Source organism: Mucilaginibacter sp. 3215 (assembly GCF_050433785.1).
Taxonomy (GTDB): Bacteria; Bacteroidota; Bacteroidia; order Sphingobacteriales; family Sphingobacteriaceae; genus Mucilaginibacter.
This window is the reverse complement of the sequence record NZ_JBNPWO010000004.1, coordinates 363487-383786: the sequence shown is the minus strand read 5'-3', so window position 1 is coordinate 383786 and position 20300 is coordinate 363487. Positions and strand designations below refer to the sequence as shown.

9 protein-coding genes are annotated in these 20300 nt (G+C 44.1%); all 9 read right to left on the bottom strand.

Annotated features, from left to right (window positions below; all coding sequences use genetic code 11):
* Positions 1–171: 171 nt before the first annotated feature.
* The 9 genes from ABIC84_RS10265 to ABIC84_RS10225 all read right to left on the bottom strand — a co-directional run bounded on the left by ABIC84_RS10265 (position 172) and on the right by ABIC84_RS10225 (position 19749).
* The gene (locus tag ABIC84_RS10265; RefSeq protein WP_429263519.1) at positions 172–1098 is read right to left on the bottom strand and encodes a hypothetical protein; all 927 of its coding nucleotides are present in this window, start codon (positions 1096–1098) and stop codon (positions 172–174) included.
* 109 nt (positions 1099–1207) lie between these two features.
* Positions 1208–2398, bottom strand: a complete 1191-nt coding sequence (locus ABIC84_RS10260; protein ID WP_429263518.1) for a M20 metallopeptidase family protein — start codon at positions 2396–2398, stop codon at positions 1208–1210.
* Positions 2391–2855 carry an SPOR domain-containing protein gene (locus tag ABIC84_RS10255; protein WP_429263517.1) on the bottom strand — a complete coding sequence of 155 codons (465 nt, stop codon included), beginning with the start codon at positions 2853–2855 and terminating at the stop codon, positions 2391–2393. Before ABIC84_RS10255 ends, ABIC84_RS10260 begins: the two co-directional genes overlap by 8 nt.
* A 128-nt stretch (positions 2856–2983) precedes the next feature.
* Positions 2984–6295: a preprotein translocase subunit SecA gene (gene secA, locus ABIC84_RS10250; RefSeq protein ID WP_429263516.1), complete on the bottom strand. Its 3312-nt coding sequence runs from the start codon at positions 6293–6295 to the stop codon at positions 2984–2986.
* Between the two features lie 403 nt (positions 6296–6698).
* A complete protein-coding gene (locus ABIC84_RS10245) occupies positions 6699–9092 on the bottom strand; it encodes an ABC transporter permease (RefSeq protein WP_429263515.1) in 2394 nt (797 codons plus the stop codon).
* A 90-nt stretch (positions 9093–9182) separates the two neighbouring features.
* Positions 9183–11543, bottom strand: coding sequence for an ABC transporter permease (locus ABIC84_RS10240; RefSeq protein ID WP_429263514.1), 2361 nt, complete (start codon positions 11541–11543; stop codon positions 9183–9185).
* Positions 11544–11618: 75 nt separating this feature from the next.
* Positions 11619–14006, bottom strand: coding sequence for an ABC transporter permease (locus ABIC84_RS10235; RefSeq protein ID WP_429263513.1), 2388 nt, complete (start codon positions 14004–14006; stop codon positions 11619–11621).
* 114 nt (positions 14007–14120) lie between these two features.
* Entirely contained in the window at positions 14121–16550 is a 2430-nt protein-coding gene (locus tag ABIC84_RS10230) for an FtsX-like permease family protein (protein WP_429263512.1), read from the bottom strand.
* Between the two features lie 418 nt (positions 16551–16968).
* Entirely contained in the window at positions 16969–19749 is a 2781-nt protein-coding gene (locus ABIC84_RS10225) for an ABC transporter permease (protein WP_429263511.1), read from the bottom strand.
* Positions 19750–20300: the final 551 nt, after the last annotated feature.

Here is a 20300-nt window from a genome sequence, read left to right as displayed (position 1 = left end):
AACTATTAGTATACAAAAGCCTGCTAATATGAAAAACAAGCTATCATATTTCTTTGTGTTGCAGGTGTCATGTTTATGGCTGCAAGCACAAAAAAGCCTGCTACACCTGGCTCCAGTTGCGCGCTGGTTAAGGACTGTTTTTTTATTCTCCCTTCAGGTGGTTAAGAGTCTCTATTCTTTCTTATAATCCTTATGTACAATCAAGAAACTCGCACGCTCTTCCTTATGAAAAGGAATATTCCAATTACCCTGGTAGGTAATTTTTGTAGGTAGCGGCTCGCCCTGGAAATTATTAAGCTCGATGTTCATCTGCACATTAAAATCAAAGAACATGTTGCTGAATTTCATATCGATATAGCGGCCAAGGATCTGAAAGGTACGCTCATCAAAAATGGTGGTCATTTCCTTGATCATGGTATCGCTGTCGGATGTGCTCGGCTTGCACCTCACCTTAAAGCGGTAAACAGGAATGGTGTCGAGGTATTTACCACGCGCAAATTCATAATAGTAATACTGGCGCATATCATCACTAAAAATTTCCGTTTTGCTGCTGATGAAAGGGATCCCACTTACTTTGCGGCCCGGCGTAAAGATCAGCGTTTTGAGTTTGCTTTTGTATGATTCATTTTTACCTCCCGATCCCGGCAGGGCATCTCCCTTGGTAAAATCGGAATTATACGCGTTCATGAAAATAAAATCGAACATCTCAACCGTGTACAGTTGGTACTTGCCATTTTTTTTGTAAACGTCACCGCTGTCCTTTTTAGCAACGTATTCTATTTTATGTTTACCGGCTGCGTTGCTGTGGAGTATTTTACGATAGATCCGCCCGTTTACCCGGTTCTTGCTGTCGTAAGTAAAAATTCGGTTTTCGGCAGTAAAGCCAAAGCTTTTCATATTCCGGAAGGCCTTATAAAAGCCTGTATCGGCCAATACCGCATCAATAAAATCCTGCGCATTAAGTTTATGTGAGCGGATATCAACCAACGAATCGATAACAATAGTACGGATAGTATCCGGATTAAAGCGATTGATTTGCTGAGCTTTTGTTAGCAGGCTGGCAGTAGTAAGGATAAGGATCAGGAGTAATTTTTTCATTGATTGCTTTTTACAGCATGTCATTGCGAGCGTAGCGCGGCAATCGCATGCAATACAGAGCGGATCTGCAGAGTTCGCGATTGCTTCGTACCTCGCAATGACATGGTTTTTAGTTGCCGAGTTGTTTCACCGCCAAATAAGCCATCAAACCGGTACTTATTTTAAATGCATCTTCTTCCACATCAAAAGTAGGTGTGTGCACAGATGAAGTTATTCCCCGGGCTTCGTTACGGGTACCAAGGCGATAGAAACAGCTGCTGGCAGCCTGCGAGTAATAAGCAAAATCTTCGGCAGCCATCCAGATATCCAGGTCGAGCACGTTTTCTTTCCCTAGGTAAGCTTCGGCATGGCTACGGGTGGCATGGGTTAATTTTTCTTCGTTAATTAGGAATGGATAACCACGCATGATATTAAAATCGCAGCTTCCTCCCATGCTTTCGGCAATGCCTTCGGCCATTTTTTTCATGCGTTTGTGAGCTTCCTCGCGCCATTTCTCATCCATGGTGCGAAAAGTACCTTCCAGGTAAACCTCGTTAGGGATCACGTTGGTAGCCCCATTGGCTATAACCTTACCAAATGATAATACCGACGGACTTTTAGGATCGGCAAAACGGCTCACCACCTGTTGTAGCGCAGTTAATATATGTGCAGTGATGATAACCGGATCGATATTTTGCTGCGGCTGAGCACCGTGACCGCCTTTACCTTTAACAGTAACATAAAGTTCATCAGTTGAGGCCATATATTTACCTGCACGGAAACCAACTTTACCGGCATCAATCAAAGGCATTACATGCTGGCCCAATACGGCAGCCGGTTTGGGGTTTTCCAAAACGCCTTCTTTAATCATGAGGCTTGCACCGCCGGGAAGTTTTTCTTCGGCCGGCTGAAAGATCAGTTTAACGGTGCCCGCAAACTGACTTTTCAATTCGGTTAATATTTTAGCTGTACCTAATAATGATGAGGTATGCGCATCATGGCCGCAGGCATGCATCACGCCCGGGTTTTGCGATTTATACGGAACATCATTGGCTTCCAATATCGGAAGCGCATCCATATCGGCACGCAATGCAACCACATTGCCGGCGTCAGACGGTTTTTCGCCTTTAATAAGGGCTACCAAACCTGTATCAGCCATTTTATGGTATTCCAGGCCAAGCTCTTCAAGCTTGTTGGCTACAAACACCGAGGTTTGCAGTTCATGAAACGAAAGCTCGGGGTTGGCATGCAGGTGGCGGCGGTTAGCCACAACCTCATTGAATATTTTTGCGGATAATTCCTGTATTTGCTCTTTAATCATTATTAGGATCCGTTTTAGGGAGATTTATTTTTTCGGAAATGATGAATATGCTCGAAAACAACGAGCGCAGCTCTTGTACCAGTTTTTCTGCTTCGAGCCGGGTACGGAAATCGCCTGCTTTCACTTTAAAGTTGGGCTCGCGATAGCTGATGTAAGTACGCAGTTCGGGATATTGCTGCTGCAACCGGTTTTGCGCATTGTAGGCATCCTTGCGGTTTGAGCCGCTGAAGAATTGTACGCGGTAGCCGTAGGATGAATAACCGGCAGCATCGGTACCTGCTGTACTGTTCAGCGTAAATCTTTTAGCTATCAGGCTGTCAACCAGCGGGTCTTTGATCACTTCAACCTTGCCGCGTGTTTGTGCAAAGCTTTGGGTTGATGCAAGTAGTAATAAAACAAAAAAGCAGTATCTGATAACGGCTGATTTAGCTTGATGATCAAATACTGCTTTTTTCATTCTTTTTATTTTTTAATAAATGTTGTCATGCCGAACTTGTTTCGGCACCCCACGAGCATGGTTGGCATCATGCTGGCAACTTATCCTATGGGATCTCGAAACAAGTTCGGGATGACATTTTCAAAGGCTTAATTCTGCCCTACGCCGTGGCAGTTTTTGTATTTTTTACCGCTACCGCAAGGGCAAGGGTCATTACGGCCAATTTTGTTTTCAACCCTTACCGGGGTGATCTTTTGCGGCTCCTGCGGAAAATCATCCATAGGCACACCGTTACTTTCGCTCACTACTTCGGCCTTGGTGGTTTTCATTTTGCGCAAGTCAAGCTTTGGCTCGGGCCTTGCTTCCCTTACCTCTTCGGCCTGTTGCTGAACCGGGATGCCACCGCGGAACAGGAAGCTTACAATTTCCTTATTCACATTGGCCAGCATCCCCCTGAATAGTTCAAACGCCTCAAACTTGTAAACCAACAGCGGGTCCTTTTGTTCGTAAACCGCGTTTTGTACTGATTGTTTTAACTCGTCCATTTCGCGCAGGTGCTCTTTCCATGCATCGTCGATCAGGTACAGGGTAACGTTTTTCTCGAAAGATTTAAATACCTCGTGACCGTGATTTTCAACCGCCTTTTTAAGCGGAACGGCTACCTGGATACCGTGGATCCCGTCGCTGAACGGAACAACAATGTTTTCAACATACTGGCCGCGGGTTTCATAAACGTCTTTAATAACCGGGTAAGCCTGTTGTGCAACTGCTTCCTGTTTACGTTTATAAAAGTCCATTACCGTTTGGAAGGTCAGATCAGTTAATGCCGGAATTGTTGTTGATGCAAATTGATCAGCGCTAAGCTCAATATCAACTGAGAACAAGCGGATCACTTCTAAGGTAAAGCCTTCGTAGTTGGCACTTTCTTTATATTCGGTAACAATGTCCTCAACCACATCAAAAATGGTGTTGCTCAGGTCAACATCCAAACGCTCGCCAAACAATGCATTTTTACGTTTAGTGTAGATTACTGTACGCTGTGAGTTCATCACGTCGTCATATTCCAGTAAGCGCTTACGGATACCGAAGTTGTTTTCTTCCACTTTTTTCTGTGCACGCTCAATTGATTTGGAGATCATGGAGTGCTGGATCACTTCGCCTTCTTCAATACCCATACGTACCATCAGGCTTGAGATCCGCTCTGATCCGAATAAACGCATCAGGTTATCCTCTAACGATACAAAGAATTGTGAAGAACCCGGGTCACCCTGGCGACCAGAACGACCGCGCAACTGCCTGTCAACACGGCGCGATTCGTGACGCTCGGTACCCACAATGGCTAAACCACCGGCTTCTTTAACGCCAGGGCCTAATTTAATATCCGTACCACGACCAGCCATGTTGGTAGCAATAGTAACAGTGCCGGCTTTACCAGCTTCGGCCACAATATCGGCTTCTTTCTGGTGCATTTTAGCGTTGAGTACGTTATGTTTGATACCGCGCAGCTTAAGCATCCGGCTTAATAATTCAGAAATTTCAACCGATGTTGTACCAACCAGTACCGGGCGGCCAGCCTGTGTCAGCTTAACAATCTCTTCGGCAACAGCATTGTATTTTTCACGTACTGTACGGTAAACCAAATCCTGTCTGTCTTCGCGTGTGATGGCGGAGTTAGTTGGAATTTCAACCACATCCAGTTTATAGATCTCCCAAAACTCGCCTGCTTCGGTAACAGCAGTACCGGTCATGCCGCAAAGCTTATGGTACATCCTGAAGTAGTTTTGCAGGGTGATAGTAGCAAAAGTTTGGGTAGCATCCTCAACCTTAACATTCTCTTTAGCCTCGATAGCCTGGTGTAAACCATCAGAGTAACGGCGGCCATCCAATACACGACCAGTTTGCTCGTCAACTATCTTTACCTTGCCTTCGTCAAGAATGTATTCAGTATCTTTTTCAAACAGGGTATAAGCTTTCAGTAACTGGTTAACCGAATGGATCCGTTCAGATTTGATCGAAAAATCGCGCATCAACTCATCCTTACGGGCAATCTTTTCTTCGGCGCTTAAGGCTGATTTTTCAATTTCAGCAATTTCGGTACCTACGTCAGGCATCACAAAAAAGTGAGGGTCTTCGCCGGATGCAGTGATCAGCTCGATGCCTTTTTCAGAAAGTTCAACCTGGTTGTTCTTTTCATCAATAACGAAGAATAATTCAGAGTCAACCTTTGGCATTTCTTTTCCCTGATCCTGCATGTAGTGATTTTCTACTTTTTGCAGGATGGTACGGTTACCACCTTCGCTCAAAAATTTGATTAATGCTTTGCTTTTTGGCAAACCACGGAAAGCACGTAACAAAGCTAAGCCACCACCATCAACATCGGTATTACCGTCGTTAATAGCTTTCTTAGCTTCGTTCAATACGCCGTTAACGTAGTTTTTTTGCGCATTAACCAAACGCTCGATGCGTGGTTTCAACTCGTAAAACTCATGCTCATCGCCACGTGGTATAGGGCCTGATATAATTAAAGGTGTACGGGCATCATCAATTAAAACGGAGTCAACCTCATCCACCATGGCATAATGCAGTTTGCGTTGTACCAGTTCTTCAGGGCTGCGTGTCATATTGTCACGCAGGTAATCAAAACCAAATTCGTTATTGGTACCAAAAGTAATATCAGCCAAATAAGCAGCACGGCGCTGCTCAGAGTTTGGTTCATGCTTATCAATACAATCAACAGATAACCCATGGAACTCATATAATGGGCCCATCCACTCACTATCTCGTCGGGCCAGGTAATCGTTCACCGTTACGATGTGAACACCTTGTCCGGCCAAAGCGTTAAGATATGCAGGCAGCGTGGCTACCAGCGTTTTACCTTCACCTGTGGCCATTTCCGATATTTTACCCTGGTGCAGTACGGTACCGCCAATCAGCTGTACATCATAATGAACCATGTTCCAGGTAACCTCATTGCCGGCTGCTATCCAGGTGCTGCTATGAAAAGCTTTATCGCCTTTAATAGTTACATTTGGTTTGCGGGCAGCAAGCTGGCGGTCAAACTCGGTAGCGGTAACTTCTAATGAACTATTGGCAGCCAGGCGGCTTGCTGTTTCTTTAACTACAGCAAATGCCTCGGGCAATATATTCATCAATATATCTTCAAGCTCTTTATTACGATCTTTTTCAAGCTTATCAAGTTGAGTATAAAGCTCAACTTTTTCGGCTACATCCATATCAAGCTCGTTTTCTGTACGATCTTTGATGGCTTGTATCTCACTGTCGATACCAGAAAGGCCTTCGGCAATGGTTTCTTTAAAATATATGGTCTTAGCCCTAAGCTCATCATTACTCAGGGAGCCAAGCTTAGCATATTCAGCCTTAATTTTCTCAACTATAGGCTGTATACTTTTTACATCCCGTTCTGATTTGCTTCCGAAAAGCTTACTGATAAAATTTAACATATTATTTTATTATGATACAACCCGGTTCAACAATTGCGCCATAGCAGCCGTTAGAGCCAAATTGACAGGCAAATGTAAGATTTTGTGCCGAATGCCGAAAGGATAATGCTTTAAACCGTTATGCGTGGATGTAAGATTGACATTACGGTGTTTGTATTTGTTATTGCCTGACTCAGAATTTGCAGAATTAGAGGATTTACAGAATGATACCTGAACCTGAATTTATAGATTTATATAAAAAGCTAAAAGCGGAATGCATAAAGCTTAAGACTTTAATAGAATACTTAGCAAATCCGATAAACCCCTTAATCCATTTAATTCAGGTTCAGAAGCTCCCACCCCGTTGTCGTGAGGGCACGACAACGGGGTAAAACTGATCTTTAATTTTTAATCACTAACTACTCTATTCCGTTTTCAAACTTTTTACCGGGTTCATTGAAGCTGCTTTTATACTTTGATAACTTACGGTGAGCAGCGTTATGGCGATAGCTCCTATTGCGGTGAGGCCAAATATCCACCATGATAAATCGGCCCGGTATTTATAATCCTGCAGCCAGCCCTGCATAAAGTAATAAGCTGTTGGTATGGCTATCAATAATGATACCGATACCAGAAGCACAAATTCCTTCGACATTAATTGCCATAGGCTAAATATTGAAGCACCCAGCACTTTGCGTACACCAATCTCCTTAGTGCGTTGTTCGGCCATGAATGATGCCATACCAAACAAGCCCATGCAGCTGATAAAAATGGCAAGCAGCGTAAAGAAGCCGGCGAGTTTGCCTATGCGCTCTTCGTTGGTGAATTTACGGGCATACTCTTCGTCGGTAAACTTATATTCGAACGGGCTGCCGGGCGCATATTGTTTAAAAACTGACTCAATTTTGGCAATAGCGTCGTGGGCGCTCATTTTGGGGTTTAAACGGATATCCACAAGCCCGCCCGGATCATTATCCAGCACAAATATCGATGACTTAACCGGCTCATATGGCGACGACATCACCATATCCTTTACCACGCCTATGATCTTGAATTTTTTGCCCCAGTCGATTGTTTCACCTACAGCGTGCTTAAAATTCATGAAACGGGCGGCAGTTTCGTTTACAATCATGCTTGACGAATCGCCTGCATTGTTGCGTTCAAAATCGCGGCCTTCAATTAACTTCCACTGGGCAACCTTGCCAAACTCCGGACTAAGGGTTATCGTGGCGAAGTCATCCTGTAAACCGGCAGGTTTTCCCCGCCAGTTTAAGCCGCTGTTATTGGAGTACACAGCAGTAAGCGGGCTACCAGACTCGGCAATTTCAATAATAGCCCCCGATTTAAGCAGATCGTTCCTTACGGCTTCAAAATGTTTATGAATTTCATCGGTACGCATATCTATCTGTACCAACCCCGTACGTTCATAACCGATAGGCCTGTTTTTGGTGAACTGCACCTGCCTGAACACGATGATGGTGCCGATGATTAGCGTAACCGACACAGCAAACTGCAGTACCACCAGTATTTTACGCGGCACTGCTGCATAGCGTCCGGCCTTGAATGTACCCTTCAAAACCTTAACCGGTTGAAAGGACGACAGATAAAATGCCGGGTAACTACCGGCAATTAGCCCTGTGATAATGCTGAAACTTAAACCCAGCAGCCAGAAAACCGCGTTGCCCCAAAGGATGTCCATGGTTTTATCGGCCACGCCATTGAACCACGATAGCGTGAGCTGCGCCAGTAAAACCGAAATTAAAAATGCGAACAACGCTAATATTACCGACTCGATAAAGAACTGGCTGATCAGCTGGCTCCTTAACGAGCCCACCGTTTTACGAATCCCCACTTCCTTGGCACGTTTCTCACTACGGGCGGTACTCAGGTTCATGAAATTGATACAGGCCAGCATCAGCACAAACACGCCGATAATACCAAACATCCACACAAATTTGATATCGCCGCCAACATTAAAGCCATCTTTAAAGCTCGAGTAAAGGTGCCATTTACTCATTGGATGCAGAAATACTACCGGTTTAAAGCTGGCGCCAACGTCGTCTCCTTGCGCTTTAATCGCATGCAGCTTAAGATCTTTGATCTCGGCCGATACTTTTTTGGCGTCGATACCGGGCTTCAGCTGAGCAAAAATTTGCCAGGAGTTATTGCCCCAACGTGTTTCGGCCCGTTTTAACCAGGCGGCGGTAGTCATATATAAATCCCATGGCGCTATGAAACCCAGCTCGCGAAACTCGGAATTATGCGGCATGTCTTCATAAACGCCGGTCACTTTAACATTCCATACATTATCTATTTTGATGGTTTTAAGCATCGGATCGGTATCACCAAACAAGGCCTTGGCCAATGTTGCCGAAAGTAAAACAGATGATGGATCTTTCAAACCATCACGTGTGCCCTTCAGCATTTTTAAAGTAAGCAGATCAGGCGCTTCGGCCTGCATGTAGCTTCCCTCCTTAGTCAGCTTTTTTTCTCCATAGGCCATGATGTGCCCATAGTTCCAGGAGGAGAGCACCACGTATTTAAAATCGTGCTTATAGTCGTTCCGCAACTTATAACCCAGAGGTATAGGCATAGCAGTTTGCGAACCGGTTACTCCATTGAATGTTTGATTTTGCCATACCTGCACAATCCGGTCATAATTATCGAAGTTTTTATTGTACGATAACTCGTCCCAGATCCAAAGGCCAATAAGCATAGCTACCGCCATACCTACCGACAGGCCTATGATATTGATAAGCGTATGCGCCTTGTTCTTAACAAGGTTTCGCCACGCAACGGTTAAATAGTTTTTAAACATCTACCCCTCCTAACCTCCCCAAAGGGGAGGGATTTTTAATTTAATTAATAATTTATGAGCCCTCTCCTTTGGAGAGGGTTGGGTGAGGTTTTACTCACTCCTCAAATTCTTCACCGGGTTGGCCAGAGCCGCTTTTATGGCATGATAGCTTACAGTTAGCAAAGTGATTACCACAGCGCCAACTCCTGATGCCGCAAAGATCCACCAGGCTATGGTCGACCGGTATTCGTACCTGTGCAGCCAGTTGTTCATGTAATAATACGCTGTTGGTATGGCGATAAACAGCGATATAGTAACCAGCACTACAAACTCTGTAGAAAGCAACCGCCAAAGGTTGGCTACCGATGCGCCGAGCACCTTGCGTACGCCAATTTCTTTGATACGTTGTTCGGCTACAAATGAAGCCAGACCAAATAAGCCAAGGCATGATATAAATATAGCCAATACAGCAAAGATGGTAGCGAGGTTGCCGATCCGCTGTTCGTCCGAAAACTTGTTCGCGTACTCATCATCATTAAATTTAAAATCAAACGGACCGCCAGGGTTATATTTTTTAAACACCGGTTCTATCTTTTTTAAAGCTTCCTGCATGGGCATGGTTGGTTTAACCCTCAGCGTTATGAAATTAACCCAGCCGGGCAACATCATAAATACAGTAGCTATAGGTTTTTTGTAAGGCGATTCCATCACCATATCCTTCACCACGCCCGTAACAACATGATCCTGTTTGTTCCACCTGATCACTTTACCTACCGGATTTTTAATACCGCTCATTTTCACTGCCGACTCGTTCAGGATAAAGGCACCAGTATCTGTTGGGAAGTTTCTTGAAAAATCGCGGCCCTGGATAATTTTCCAGCCTACGGTATGCCCAAAATCATAAGTTGTAGCAACGGTACCAAAAGTTGGATCGAAGCCTGCAGGCTTGCCCTCCCAATCGAAACCTCCATTATTTGCCCAAATCTCTGTAGTAGTACTGTTTGATTCGGCCATATCCTCAACCGCACCGGTTTGGATCAGGTCGTTACGCATAGTTTCATAATGTCCGTAAATTTCAGGGGTCTTCATTTCGATAGAAAGCAAGCCCGCACGTGAATAACCGACCGGCCTGTCTTTAGCATACTGAATTTGCCTGAACACAACTATAGTGCCGATTATCAGCGCGATGGATACCGTAAACTGCACAACAACCAAAACCTTACGCGGCAGAGATGCAAAACGGCCAACCTTGAAAGTCCCCTTTAAAACCTTTACCGGCTCAAATGATGAGAGGTAAAATGCCGGATAACTGCCGGCTATGACGCCTGTAAATAAGGTAAAACCCAAAGCCAGGAGCCAAAACCAAACATTGCCAAATGGCATACCTATTTGTTTATCGGCAATATGATTAAATGATGGCAGCGCTATCAAAACTATACCCAGTGTAACTACCAGCGCCAAACAGGCAAATACCACCGATTCGCTTAAAAACTGGTTGATGAGTTGTGAGCGCATGGAGCCTATCGATTTTCTGATCCCCACTTCCTTAGCACGTTTCTCACTTCGGGCGGTACTCAGGTTCATAAAATTGATACAAGCCAGTAACAATACAAATACGCCGATGATACCAAACAGCCAAACCATTTCAATAAGCCCACCTACAGGTTTGCTGTTTTTAAAATCGCTGTACAGGTGCCATTTGCTCATGGGGTGCACCTGTATACTTTCATCATTCATCTTAAAGTGCGGCTTGGTAATGTTCCTGATCTTGGCCGATACTTTATCAAAGTCCACATTATCGGCCAGCTGAACATACAATGAGCAGCCATGATTGTCCCATGCTCCTGTTTGCGTGCCCCACCAATTGTTTTTATTAAAAAAAGGCATCAGGAACTTCGTTTCATAAAATGAAGTATTGCGTGGCAGGTCTTCATATACGCCGATAACTTTTAAGTTTGTTTTATTATCAGCTTTGATGGTTTTATTGACCGGATCGGCATTACCAAATAGTGCTTTGGCAATTGATTGAGATATAACTATGGATGAAGGATCCCTGAATTCGGTATAGCTACCTTTTACCATTTTCAATGCAAGCATAGCCGGCAAATCACCTTCGGCCCAGGCACCAATTTGTGATATCTTTTTATCACCTACCGAAAGAATATGCGCCCCTCCCCAAAAAAGCGAAGTATGTTTAAAATCGCTGGCATACTTAGTGCGCAATTCGGCACTCAGCGGCACAACGGTCGATCGAAAAGTAGGCGTTTCTCCATTTGCCGTTTGTGTAACCATAATCTGACCCATGCGATTATAGGTGCTATGGTACTTATCAAACGATAACTCGTCCCAGATCCAAAGACCGATAAGCATGGCCACCGCCATCCCTACCGATAAACCCGCAATGTTAATAAAGGCATGCACCTTATTTTTAACAATGTTGCGGAACGCGATTTTGATATAATTCTTTAACATAACATTTCATTAAGTCATTGTTTCATTTTGCCGGGTAAATACCCTGATGACGCGAAGCAAATGAAATAGCGACAATTATTCATTTCTTAAACTTTTTACCGGATTAGCCATTGCTGCTCTTAGCGTATGCAGGCTCACGGTTACTAATGTTATTACAAAAGCACCGACAGCAGGCAGCACGAATATCCACCAGCTTATTTGTGCGCGATATTCATACTGTTGCAGCCAATGGTGCGTGAAATAATATGCTACGGGTATTGCTACGAACAAACTGACCAATACCAGTAATACAAATTCGGCCGAAAGCATACGCCATAATTCGGTAACTGATGCGCCGAGCACTTTGCGGATCCCGATCTCGCCGGTGCGTTGCTCCGCAATAAATGACGCCATCCCAAACAAGCCAAGGCAGCTTATAAAAATCGCCAGCGTTGCGAATGAACTTGCCAATTGGCCGGCACGTTTTTCACTGCCGAATTTTTGCGCGTAGTCTTCATCAACAAATTGAAAATTAGCAGGCTGAGAAGGCGCATATTTTTTCATAACCGCGCTGATTTTTTCCAATGCCTGGCCGGTACCAATGGCCGGATTTATTTTCATGGTTACTATTCTGCCTCCGTCATTGTTTAAATAAAAAAAGCTCGGTTCCACCTGCTGGTACGGCGAACCCATGATCATATCTTTCACTACGCCTATCACGTGAAAAAGCTGGCCGTTCCAGCTTATGGTTTCGCCAACAGGGTTCTTTAAACCCATGTACCTAACCGCTGCTTCATTAATTACAAAACCTGCCGAATCAGTAGCAAAAGCTTTTGAAAAATCACGACCAGATTTAAACTGCCACCCGATGGTTTTACCATAATCATAAGAGATATCTATGTTAGGAAAAACTACAGCCTGGCCCGGGTCTTTTCCCTTCCAGTCGAGCCCGCCACTAAAACTACCTATGGATGTAGTCGGACTGCCCGATTCGGCTATTTGGGTTATTGCACCTGCTTTCAGCAACTCATCTTTGATCACTGCAAAGTTTTTATGAACATCAGGCGTAAATGTTGACAGGCTTAGCAGATTATTTTTATCATAACCTATAGGCCGGCTTTCAGCAAATTTGATTTGCCGGAAAACAACGATAGTGCAAATGATTAAAAAAACAGAAACGGTAAATTGTACTACTATTAATGCGCGGCGCGGGTTAGAAGCATACTTACCTGTTTTAAATGTACCCTTTAACACTTTAACCGCTTTAAACGATGACAGGTAGAACGCCGGGTAACTTCCTGCCAATAAGCCTGTAATAAACGTAAAGCCAAGGCCTAAAAGCCAAAATCCTTTATCACTCCACAAAATCTGGATGCGCTTGCCTGCAACCTGGTTAAAATAAGGAAGGCAAAATTGCACCACGCAAATGCTGATCAAAAATGAAACCGCAGCGATCAATACCGATTCCGTTAAAAACTGTACAATCAGTTGCCCCCTCAACGAACCTACGGCTTTGCGCACGCCTACTTCCTTAGCCCGCTTTTCGCTCCGGGCAGTGCTTAGGTTCATAAAATTAATGCAGGCCAGTAGCAGTATAAAAATACCGATGATCCCAAACAGCCATACATACTGGATACTACCACCTACATTCACTCCATTTTTAAAATCGGTATACAAATGCCATTTGCTCATCGGATGCAGAAAAAGTTCGGGCTTATGCGTTGCCTCATCCGCATTACATTTATCAAGTTTCGCCTTTTTTATCTTTGCCGAAGCTTTAGCCATATCAACATTATCAGCTATCTGCACGTAAGTCAAAAAAGAACTCCTGCCCCACTCGTTCATAAAACGGTCCATCCACGGGTTCTCATTCACAAACAACTGCCATGGCACAAAGAAAGAAGCATCTGCAAAGGTTGTATTATATGGCTGATCCTCATAAACGCCGGTAACTTTAACCACCGATTTATCACCAAGCTTCATCACTTTGTCCAAAGGGTCTTCATCGCCAAAATAGGCTTTAGCCAATGATGCTGAAAGTACAATAGAATTGGGATCTTTAAATGCGATAGCCCTGCTTCCCCGAAGCATTTTTATGCTGAACATATCAAGCGCCTGCGGCTCAAAATATACACCGCTCGGACTGAGTGATTTTTCGCCCGCCGCCAGAGTGTGTATACCGGCACCTGTTGCCATGGTTATATATTTAAAATCGCTGCCATAACTTTTGCGCAATTCCGGACCCAGCGGTAGAGGTTCGTTAGGCCTGGTTTGCACTTCGCCATTATTGCTCTGGTTTTGCATTACCTGTGCTATACGATCATAGTTTTCATAATATTTATTAAAACTAAGCTCATCATGTAGCCACAAACCAATCAGTATGGCCACAGCCATACCAACCGACAAGCCAGCAATATTGATGAAGGTATGTCCCCTATGCCTTGTTAAGTTACGAATAGCGATTTTTAAATAGTTTTTTATCATGGTGTAGGTTTATATATTATTTCATTAGGTGATTCTATTCTGTCATTGGTTCATTAAGTCATTTTTGGGTCGAAAATTTTTTAACGCACTGCGAAAATGACTTAATGACCAAAATCACTCCGCCTTCAAGCTCTTCACCGGGTTCATCCGTGCAGCTTTTATGGCTTGTGTGCTTACCGTTAGCAGCGCTATTATTAAGGCAAGCATGCCGGCAAGGGCAAACATCCACCAGCTTATGGTTACCCGGTATTCAAAGGCCTCCAGCCATTTGCTCATGCCCCACCATGCTATTGGCGTGGCTATTACAAGGGCTATCAGCACCAGTTGCACAAAATCTTTCGACAGTAACTGCACAATACCTGTTACGCTGGCCCCAAGCACTTTGCGTACGCCAATCTCCTTACTACGCTGTTCGGCACTGAAAGCTGCCAGGCCAAACAGGCCAAGGCAGGAGATCACTATCGCCATCAGCGTAAAGGCATTTATAATTTGCGACAGGGTAACTTCAGTTTCATACTGCTTTTGCACCTCGGTATCTAAGAAAGAATATTCAAATGGTGCGTCGGCTATGTCTTTACGCCACAGCGCTTCCATTTTGCCCAGCAGCGATTTATAGTTTTTGCTATCTGTTGATACCACCATTACATTAAACTGCCGCGGATCATTACGGTAAACCAGCATAAACGGCTTTACTTCCATATGCAGGGAGTTGTAATTAAAGTCCTTCATTACCCCGGCAACTTCCACAAAGGTTACCGGGTCCGGATCATATTGGGTATACAATCGTGTACCCGGAGCAGTCTGCGGGTTTAGTCCCAGTCGCTTACATAAGGTTTCATTAATGAGTACCCGGGTAGTATCCCCTATCCGGAAGTCCCGGCCGGCAATTATTTTAATACCATTGGCTCTGGCAAAAAACTCATCAGTATTAATATTTTGTGCATCAGTTGCAGTGGTCATATTGCCTCCTGCAGTGTAAACTCCGTGATCATGCGGTACAAACTGGCTCAGGTAATTATCAGCATTGCTAACGGTCTTAACTTCTGCCAGTTGCCTTAAATCATTTGCAAAATTTTTCATTTTGCCCTGCGTGGTATTGGTATAAAAATTAAAGATGAGCTTTTGATTTTGGTCGAAGCCAAGATCTTTATTCTTTACGAAATTGAGCTGACTGTAGATCACAATAATGCCTGTTATAAGCACAATCGACAGCACAAACTGAAACACTACCAATGATTTACGGATCCCTGCTGCCGAAATATGACTGGTAAAATTCCCTTTGATCACCTTGATAGCCTTAAACGCCGACAGGTAAAATGCAGGATAGCTTCCGGCCACAAAACCGGTGACCACAACTATGCCCATCAGCATTAGCCAAAGCCTGTAATTGCTAAAAAACGATAAATGAATATCGGTATGGGTTACCTGATTTAAATATGGTAGCAGCAATACGAGTAATGGTAACGCTATGGCTACGCCCATGAGGGTCAGCATAAACGATTCGCCTAAAAACTGCTTCATCAAATCGCCCTGGCCCGCTCCTATTACCTTGCGTACGCCAACCTCTTTAGCCCGTTTGGATGCGCGCGCGGTAGAAAGGTTCATGAAGTTGATACAGGCCACTACCTGGATCAGTACAGCCACCAGGATCATGATGTAAAGGAATACAGGATCAAGGGTTTTGGTTAGCTCATGCTCATGGCCCGGCGTTGTATGAATGGTAGTTACAGGCTGTAAATGCAGCACCTTTTTCATGCCGATGGCTTTTAACTGATCGGCGCCGTATTTATTTAAAAAGTCCGGAAGCTTTTTTTCGAGCGCGGCCGCGCTGGCATTCGGGCGCAGCTTTACATAAGCATATAAAAAGTTGTTCCCGGCCCAGGCGGTATTTTGCCGCACATACTGGCCCAAGCCGCCACTGTTCATGGCCATAAACATGCTCACTTTGATATGCGATTGACCAGCGCTTTCATCAACCACTCCGGTAACCTTAAAATCGTGCTTACCGAATGAATTATCGATAGAGATCATTTTCCCTATGGGATCCTCGCTGCCGAAAAGCTTATCAGCAACCGGCTTCATCAATACAAGGCTGTAAGGTTCGGCAAGCACTTTATTAACGTTACCACTAACAAAATGAAAGTTGAACACATCAAAAAAAGTAGAATCAACATAAGCTGCATTTTGCTGATAAAATGATTTTTCCTTGTAGCGCAACAAGTGTTGCTTGGCACCAAAGCCTTCGGTGGTTACCAGCCGGGTAAACTGCAAAACCTCGCCAAAATCATTTTTCATAGCCGGTGTAATGGGTGGCGAGCTGGTGGCGCTGTTATGTTTATCGCCGGTTAGCTCAAGCGATGTAGTAATGCGATAAATGTCTTTAACATCTTTGTGCTGTTTATCGTAACTGTACTGATCCTGCACATACAGCAAAATATAAAGGCAGCACAGTGTACCGGTAGCTAAACCCACAATATTAATTAAACTAAAGGTTTTGTTTTTCAACAAAAACCGCCATGCTGTTTTTAAATAGCTTTTAATCATCTTATTGGTTCAATGGTTTGTTAGTTCATTGGTTACTTATTCATTGGCATTTTTCCATTATGTCATTGCGAGCGAAGCGTGGCAATCGCACAGAAGCAGGGCCGCTCTGTATAGCATGCGATTGCTTCGTCGTTCCTCCTCGCAATGACATAAAATGTTATTTTGTAATTCCGAAATCGAACATCCGAAATCCAAAATTAATATTGGCGTTACCTTCGGCCCGGGCTTTACGCTCATACTGCACAGGCGTTAATCACGGGCCGGTATCCGCTTCAATCCCTAACGCTGCCTGTCCGAACCTGGATTTGAAGGATTTTATTGATTTCGGGATTTCTCAGTCTGACTAATAAATCCTAAAATCCGGCAAATCCCGGTTCAGACAATTCCAAAATCGAACATCCGAAACCCGAAATCAAAACTACTCCGCCTTTAAACTCTTTACCGGGTTCATCAGCGCGGCTTTAATACTTTGATAGCTTACCGTGATCAGTGCTATCATAATCGCGGCCACACCTGCAAGGGCAAACATCCACCAGCTAAGCTGCACACGATAGGTAAAATCCTGCAGCCATTTGGTCATTGCATAATAGGCTACAGGTGTTGCTATCACAATGGCAATCAATACCAGCTTTACAAAATTCACGGATAACATTGTAGTAATATTGCCAATGGTAGCACCCAATACTTTACGGATGCCGATCTCCTTGCTGCGCTGCTCGGCCATAAAGGCGGCTAAAGCAAACAGACCAAGACAGGCTATAATAATGGCCAATACCGCGAAACTGGTAAAGATGCGGCCCATACGCTGCACATCGGCATACATACTGGCAAAGCGCTCATCCATAAAAGTGTACCTGATGGGCTGATTAGGCGCAAATTGTTTCCAGGTCGCAGTGATCTGGTCGAGCGCTTTTTTTACATCGCCGGCTTTTATTTTTACTGATACTATGGATTCGCTTGGGCTTAAGTGCATCACCAATGGTTCGATACCATCGCGCATGGAATTAAAATTAAAATCCCGTACCACGCCGATAATGGTTTTAGCCGGACCATAGTTGACTATCTTTTTCCCTATCGGATTTTTAAGTCCGAGTTTGTTAGCCATCATTTGGTTAATGATTACCGCCTGCGAATCGGTTTTCATATCTGGGATAAAATCGCGGCCGGCTACCAGTTTAATTCCCAGTGTTTTAAGATAATCGTGGTCAACATCCCAAAACTGGCCACCTACCGTTGGATCGACCTTCTCCCTGCCTTCGATATAAAATTGGTTACCATTACGCTTGGTGCCCGATACCGGGAGAAAATCGCTGATTGAAGCGCTTTTTACGGTAGATAGCTTCAGTAATTCGTTTTTAAATGGTTTCACCTGGTTATCGAGCGTGTTTGTACCTTGTATCATCACCACCTGGTCTTTTTCAAAACCTACTTTTTTGTTAAGCAGGTATTGCATCTGGTTATAAAAAACCACCGTACTGATGATGAGGATAATAGATGTAGCAAACTGGAAAACTACCAGCACATTCCGCAATACCGAACTTTTGCTCCCATTGCTTAAATTGCCTTTGAGTACTTCGGCAGGTTTAAAGCCCGATAGGTAAAACGCGGGGTAAATACCTGCTACGATGCCAATTAAAAATGCCGATGTCAATACAACCGGCACCAGCCACCAGGCCGCCCATGGCATAACAAGCGATTTGGATGCCAGTGTATTAAAATAGGGCAGCAAGGCCCAGGCCAGGATCAATCCTAATACGAACGAGAAAAAGCTATACACTAATGATTCGGCCAAAAACTGCCGGATCAATCCGCTTCGCTGCGAGCCAACAACCTTGCGTAAACCTACCTCCTTTGCTCTGTTAGCCGATTTGGCCGTAGACAGATTAAGAAAATTGATGCAGGCAATAACCAGTATAAAACCTGCCACAGCGCCAAATAACCACACAAAACGGATATCCCCATGCGACATGCCATCATGAACATCATACGAACGCAGATTGATATCCTGTACGTTCTGTACCATCAAATTAAACATACTCATTACCCTGCTGGCCCGTTTATCGCCGTTACGTGTCATATTAGGGATGTAGTAATTTTTCAGGATGCCATCGTTAATCTTTTTACTAAACTGTGCTATATTGGTGCCGGGTTTCAGCGCCATGTATATATGATAGTTATTGGCATCCCAGGTAGCCTGCTCCCCATTCCAGAATTCAACACCGGCAAGGGTGATAAAGAACTTAAAATCGTGCAAATGCGAATTATTGGGGATATCCTGCATTACCGCGGCTATTTTATAAGGTTTGGTTTTGTTATTGTTTAGGTACATTACCTTACCTACCGGGTTTTGACCGGGGAAGTATTTATCTGCCTTGCTTTTTGAAATCACCATACTCAATGGCTCGCTTAAGGCATGTTTTGAATCGCCGTAAACCATGGGCAGGTTCAAAATATCTATCAGGCCCTGATCTGCATAGGCAAAACCTTCTTCGTGAGTATTATCAGCCTGGTCTGCACGCTTTAACTCATTGGCACCGGCACCCCAAAACAACGAGTTCGGCATTAAACGCCCTGATTTTTCAACCTCTGGATAGTCTTGTGTAATTGCCTTAGCCATCACCGAAGGCCAATCAACACCTTTTTCATCTACCGAGCCATCGTGGTAATGCCCAAGCAAACGGTAAACATTAGCGGCATTAGGGTAGCTTTTATCAAAGCTTAACTCATCGCGAATGTACAGGGCAATTAGCAGGCATGCCGCAATACTAAACGCAAAGCCGCCGATTTTAATAGCAGCATACATTTTTTGCTTACGCAACTGCCTTAAGGCTACCTTCAGATAATTTTTGATCATTACTATGCTGTTTAAAAACGGTTGATGTTGTTTTAATTTTTCCCTTTGACAATTGATTGGCCGGGTGTTTACATGTTTGCTTACAGATTGTTCTCCACCTATAATCTCCGCTTGAGCTGCGCCCTCAATATCTTTAATTTTCGCCTGGATCTTACTGAACAACGCCAAACTGTTACCTGCAGGCCCTTCTTCTCTACCCTCCCACCATTTCGACATTAGCTTTAGTTGACTATGCAATTCAGGGTTTTCGGCCAGCAAAGCGTTTAGCTCATCCAGCTCCCTTTCTGAAGCTTCGTTAGCTAATTTTTTTGAAGCCAGGTTCCAAATGTGGTCATCTAAGCTCATATCTCACAGGTTGTCAGTTTATTGATAGGCAGTACACTACTATTTTGGTAGATAAAAGCCATGCCATTTACACAAACAACTAATAATCAATTGCTTATATAAAATCCTCTACCACAACTGTACGAAAGCGTACATCTGGTGTCCGGTTTTAAGCAGCGTCATTAGCCCCATCGGGTATGATAACATCCACCACAAACTGACCATCTTGAACAAATTTTTAGTGCAACCCCATTCTATTTCCAAACAACTAATTATCAACAACTTATACTTAAAAATTTAAATTTATGTTAACCCTGTCAACCCCCTGTGCTTCCGGTTTAAAGCAACTGTAGACGCATCTGTCCGCCCCAGCTGGCGCAAGTATTGTGCGGCGGCCGGCCGGGCTTACTTGTGCCTTCCGTCCTTACAGTCTCTCAAAAATCAGTCGCTCCCGTAACATAATCCCGTCCCATGCGTCATAGGTGATTTACGCATAAAACATTTTGGCTGGCAGGGTGTATATTTGAAAATTAACTATCCTTAACAGCTTGCAAAAAGCAAACTTTTGTACT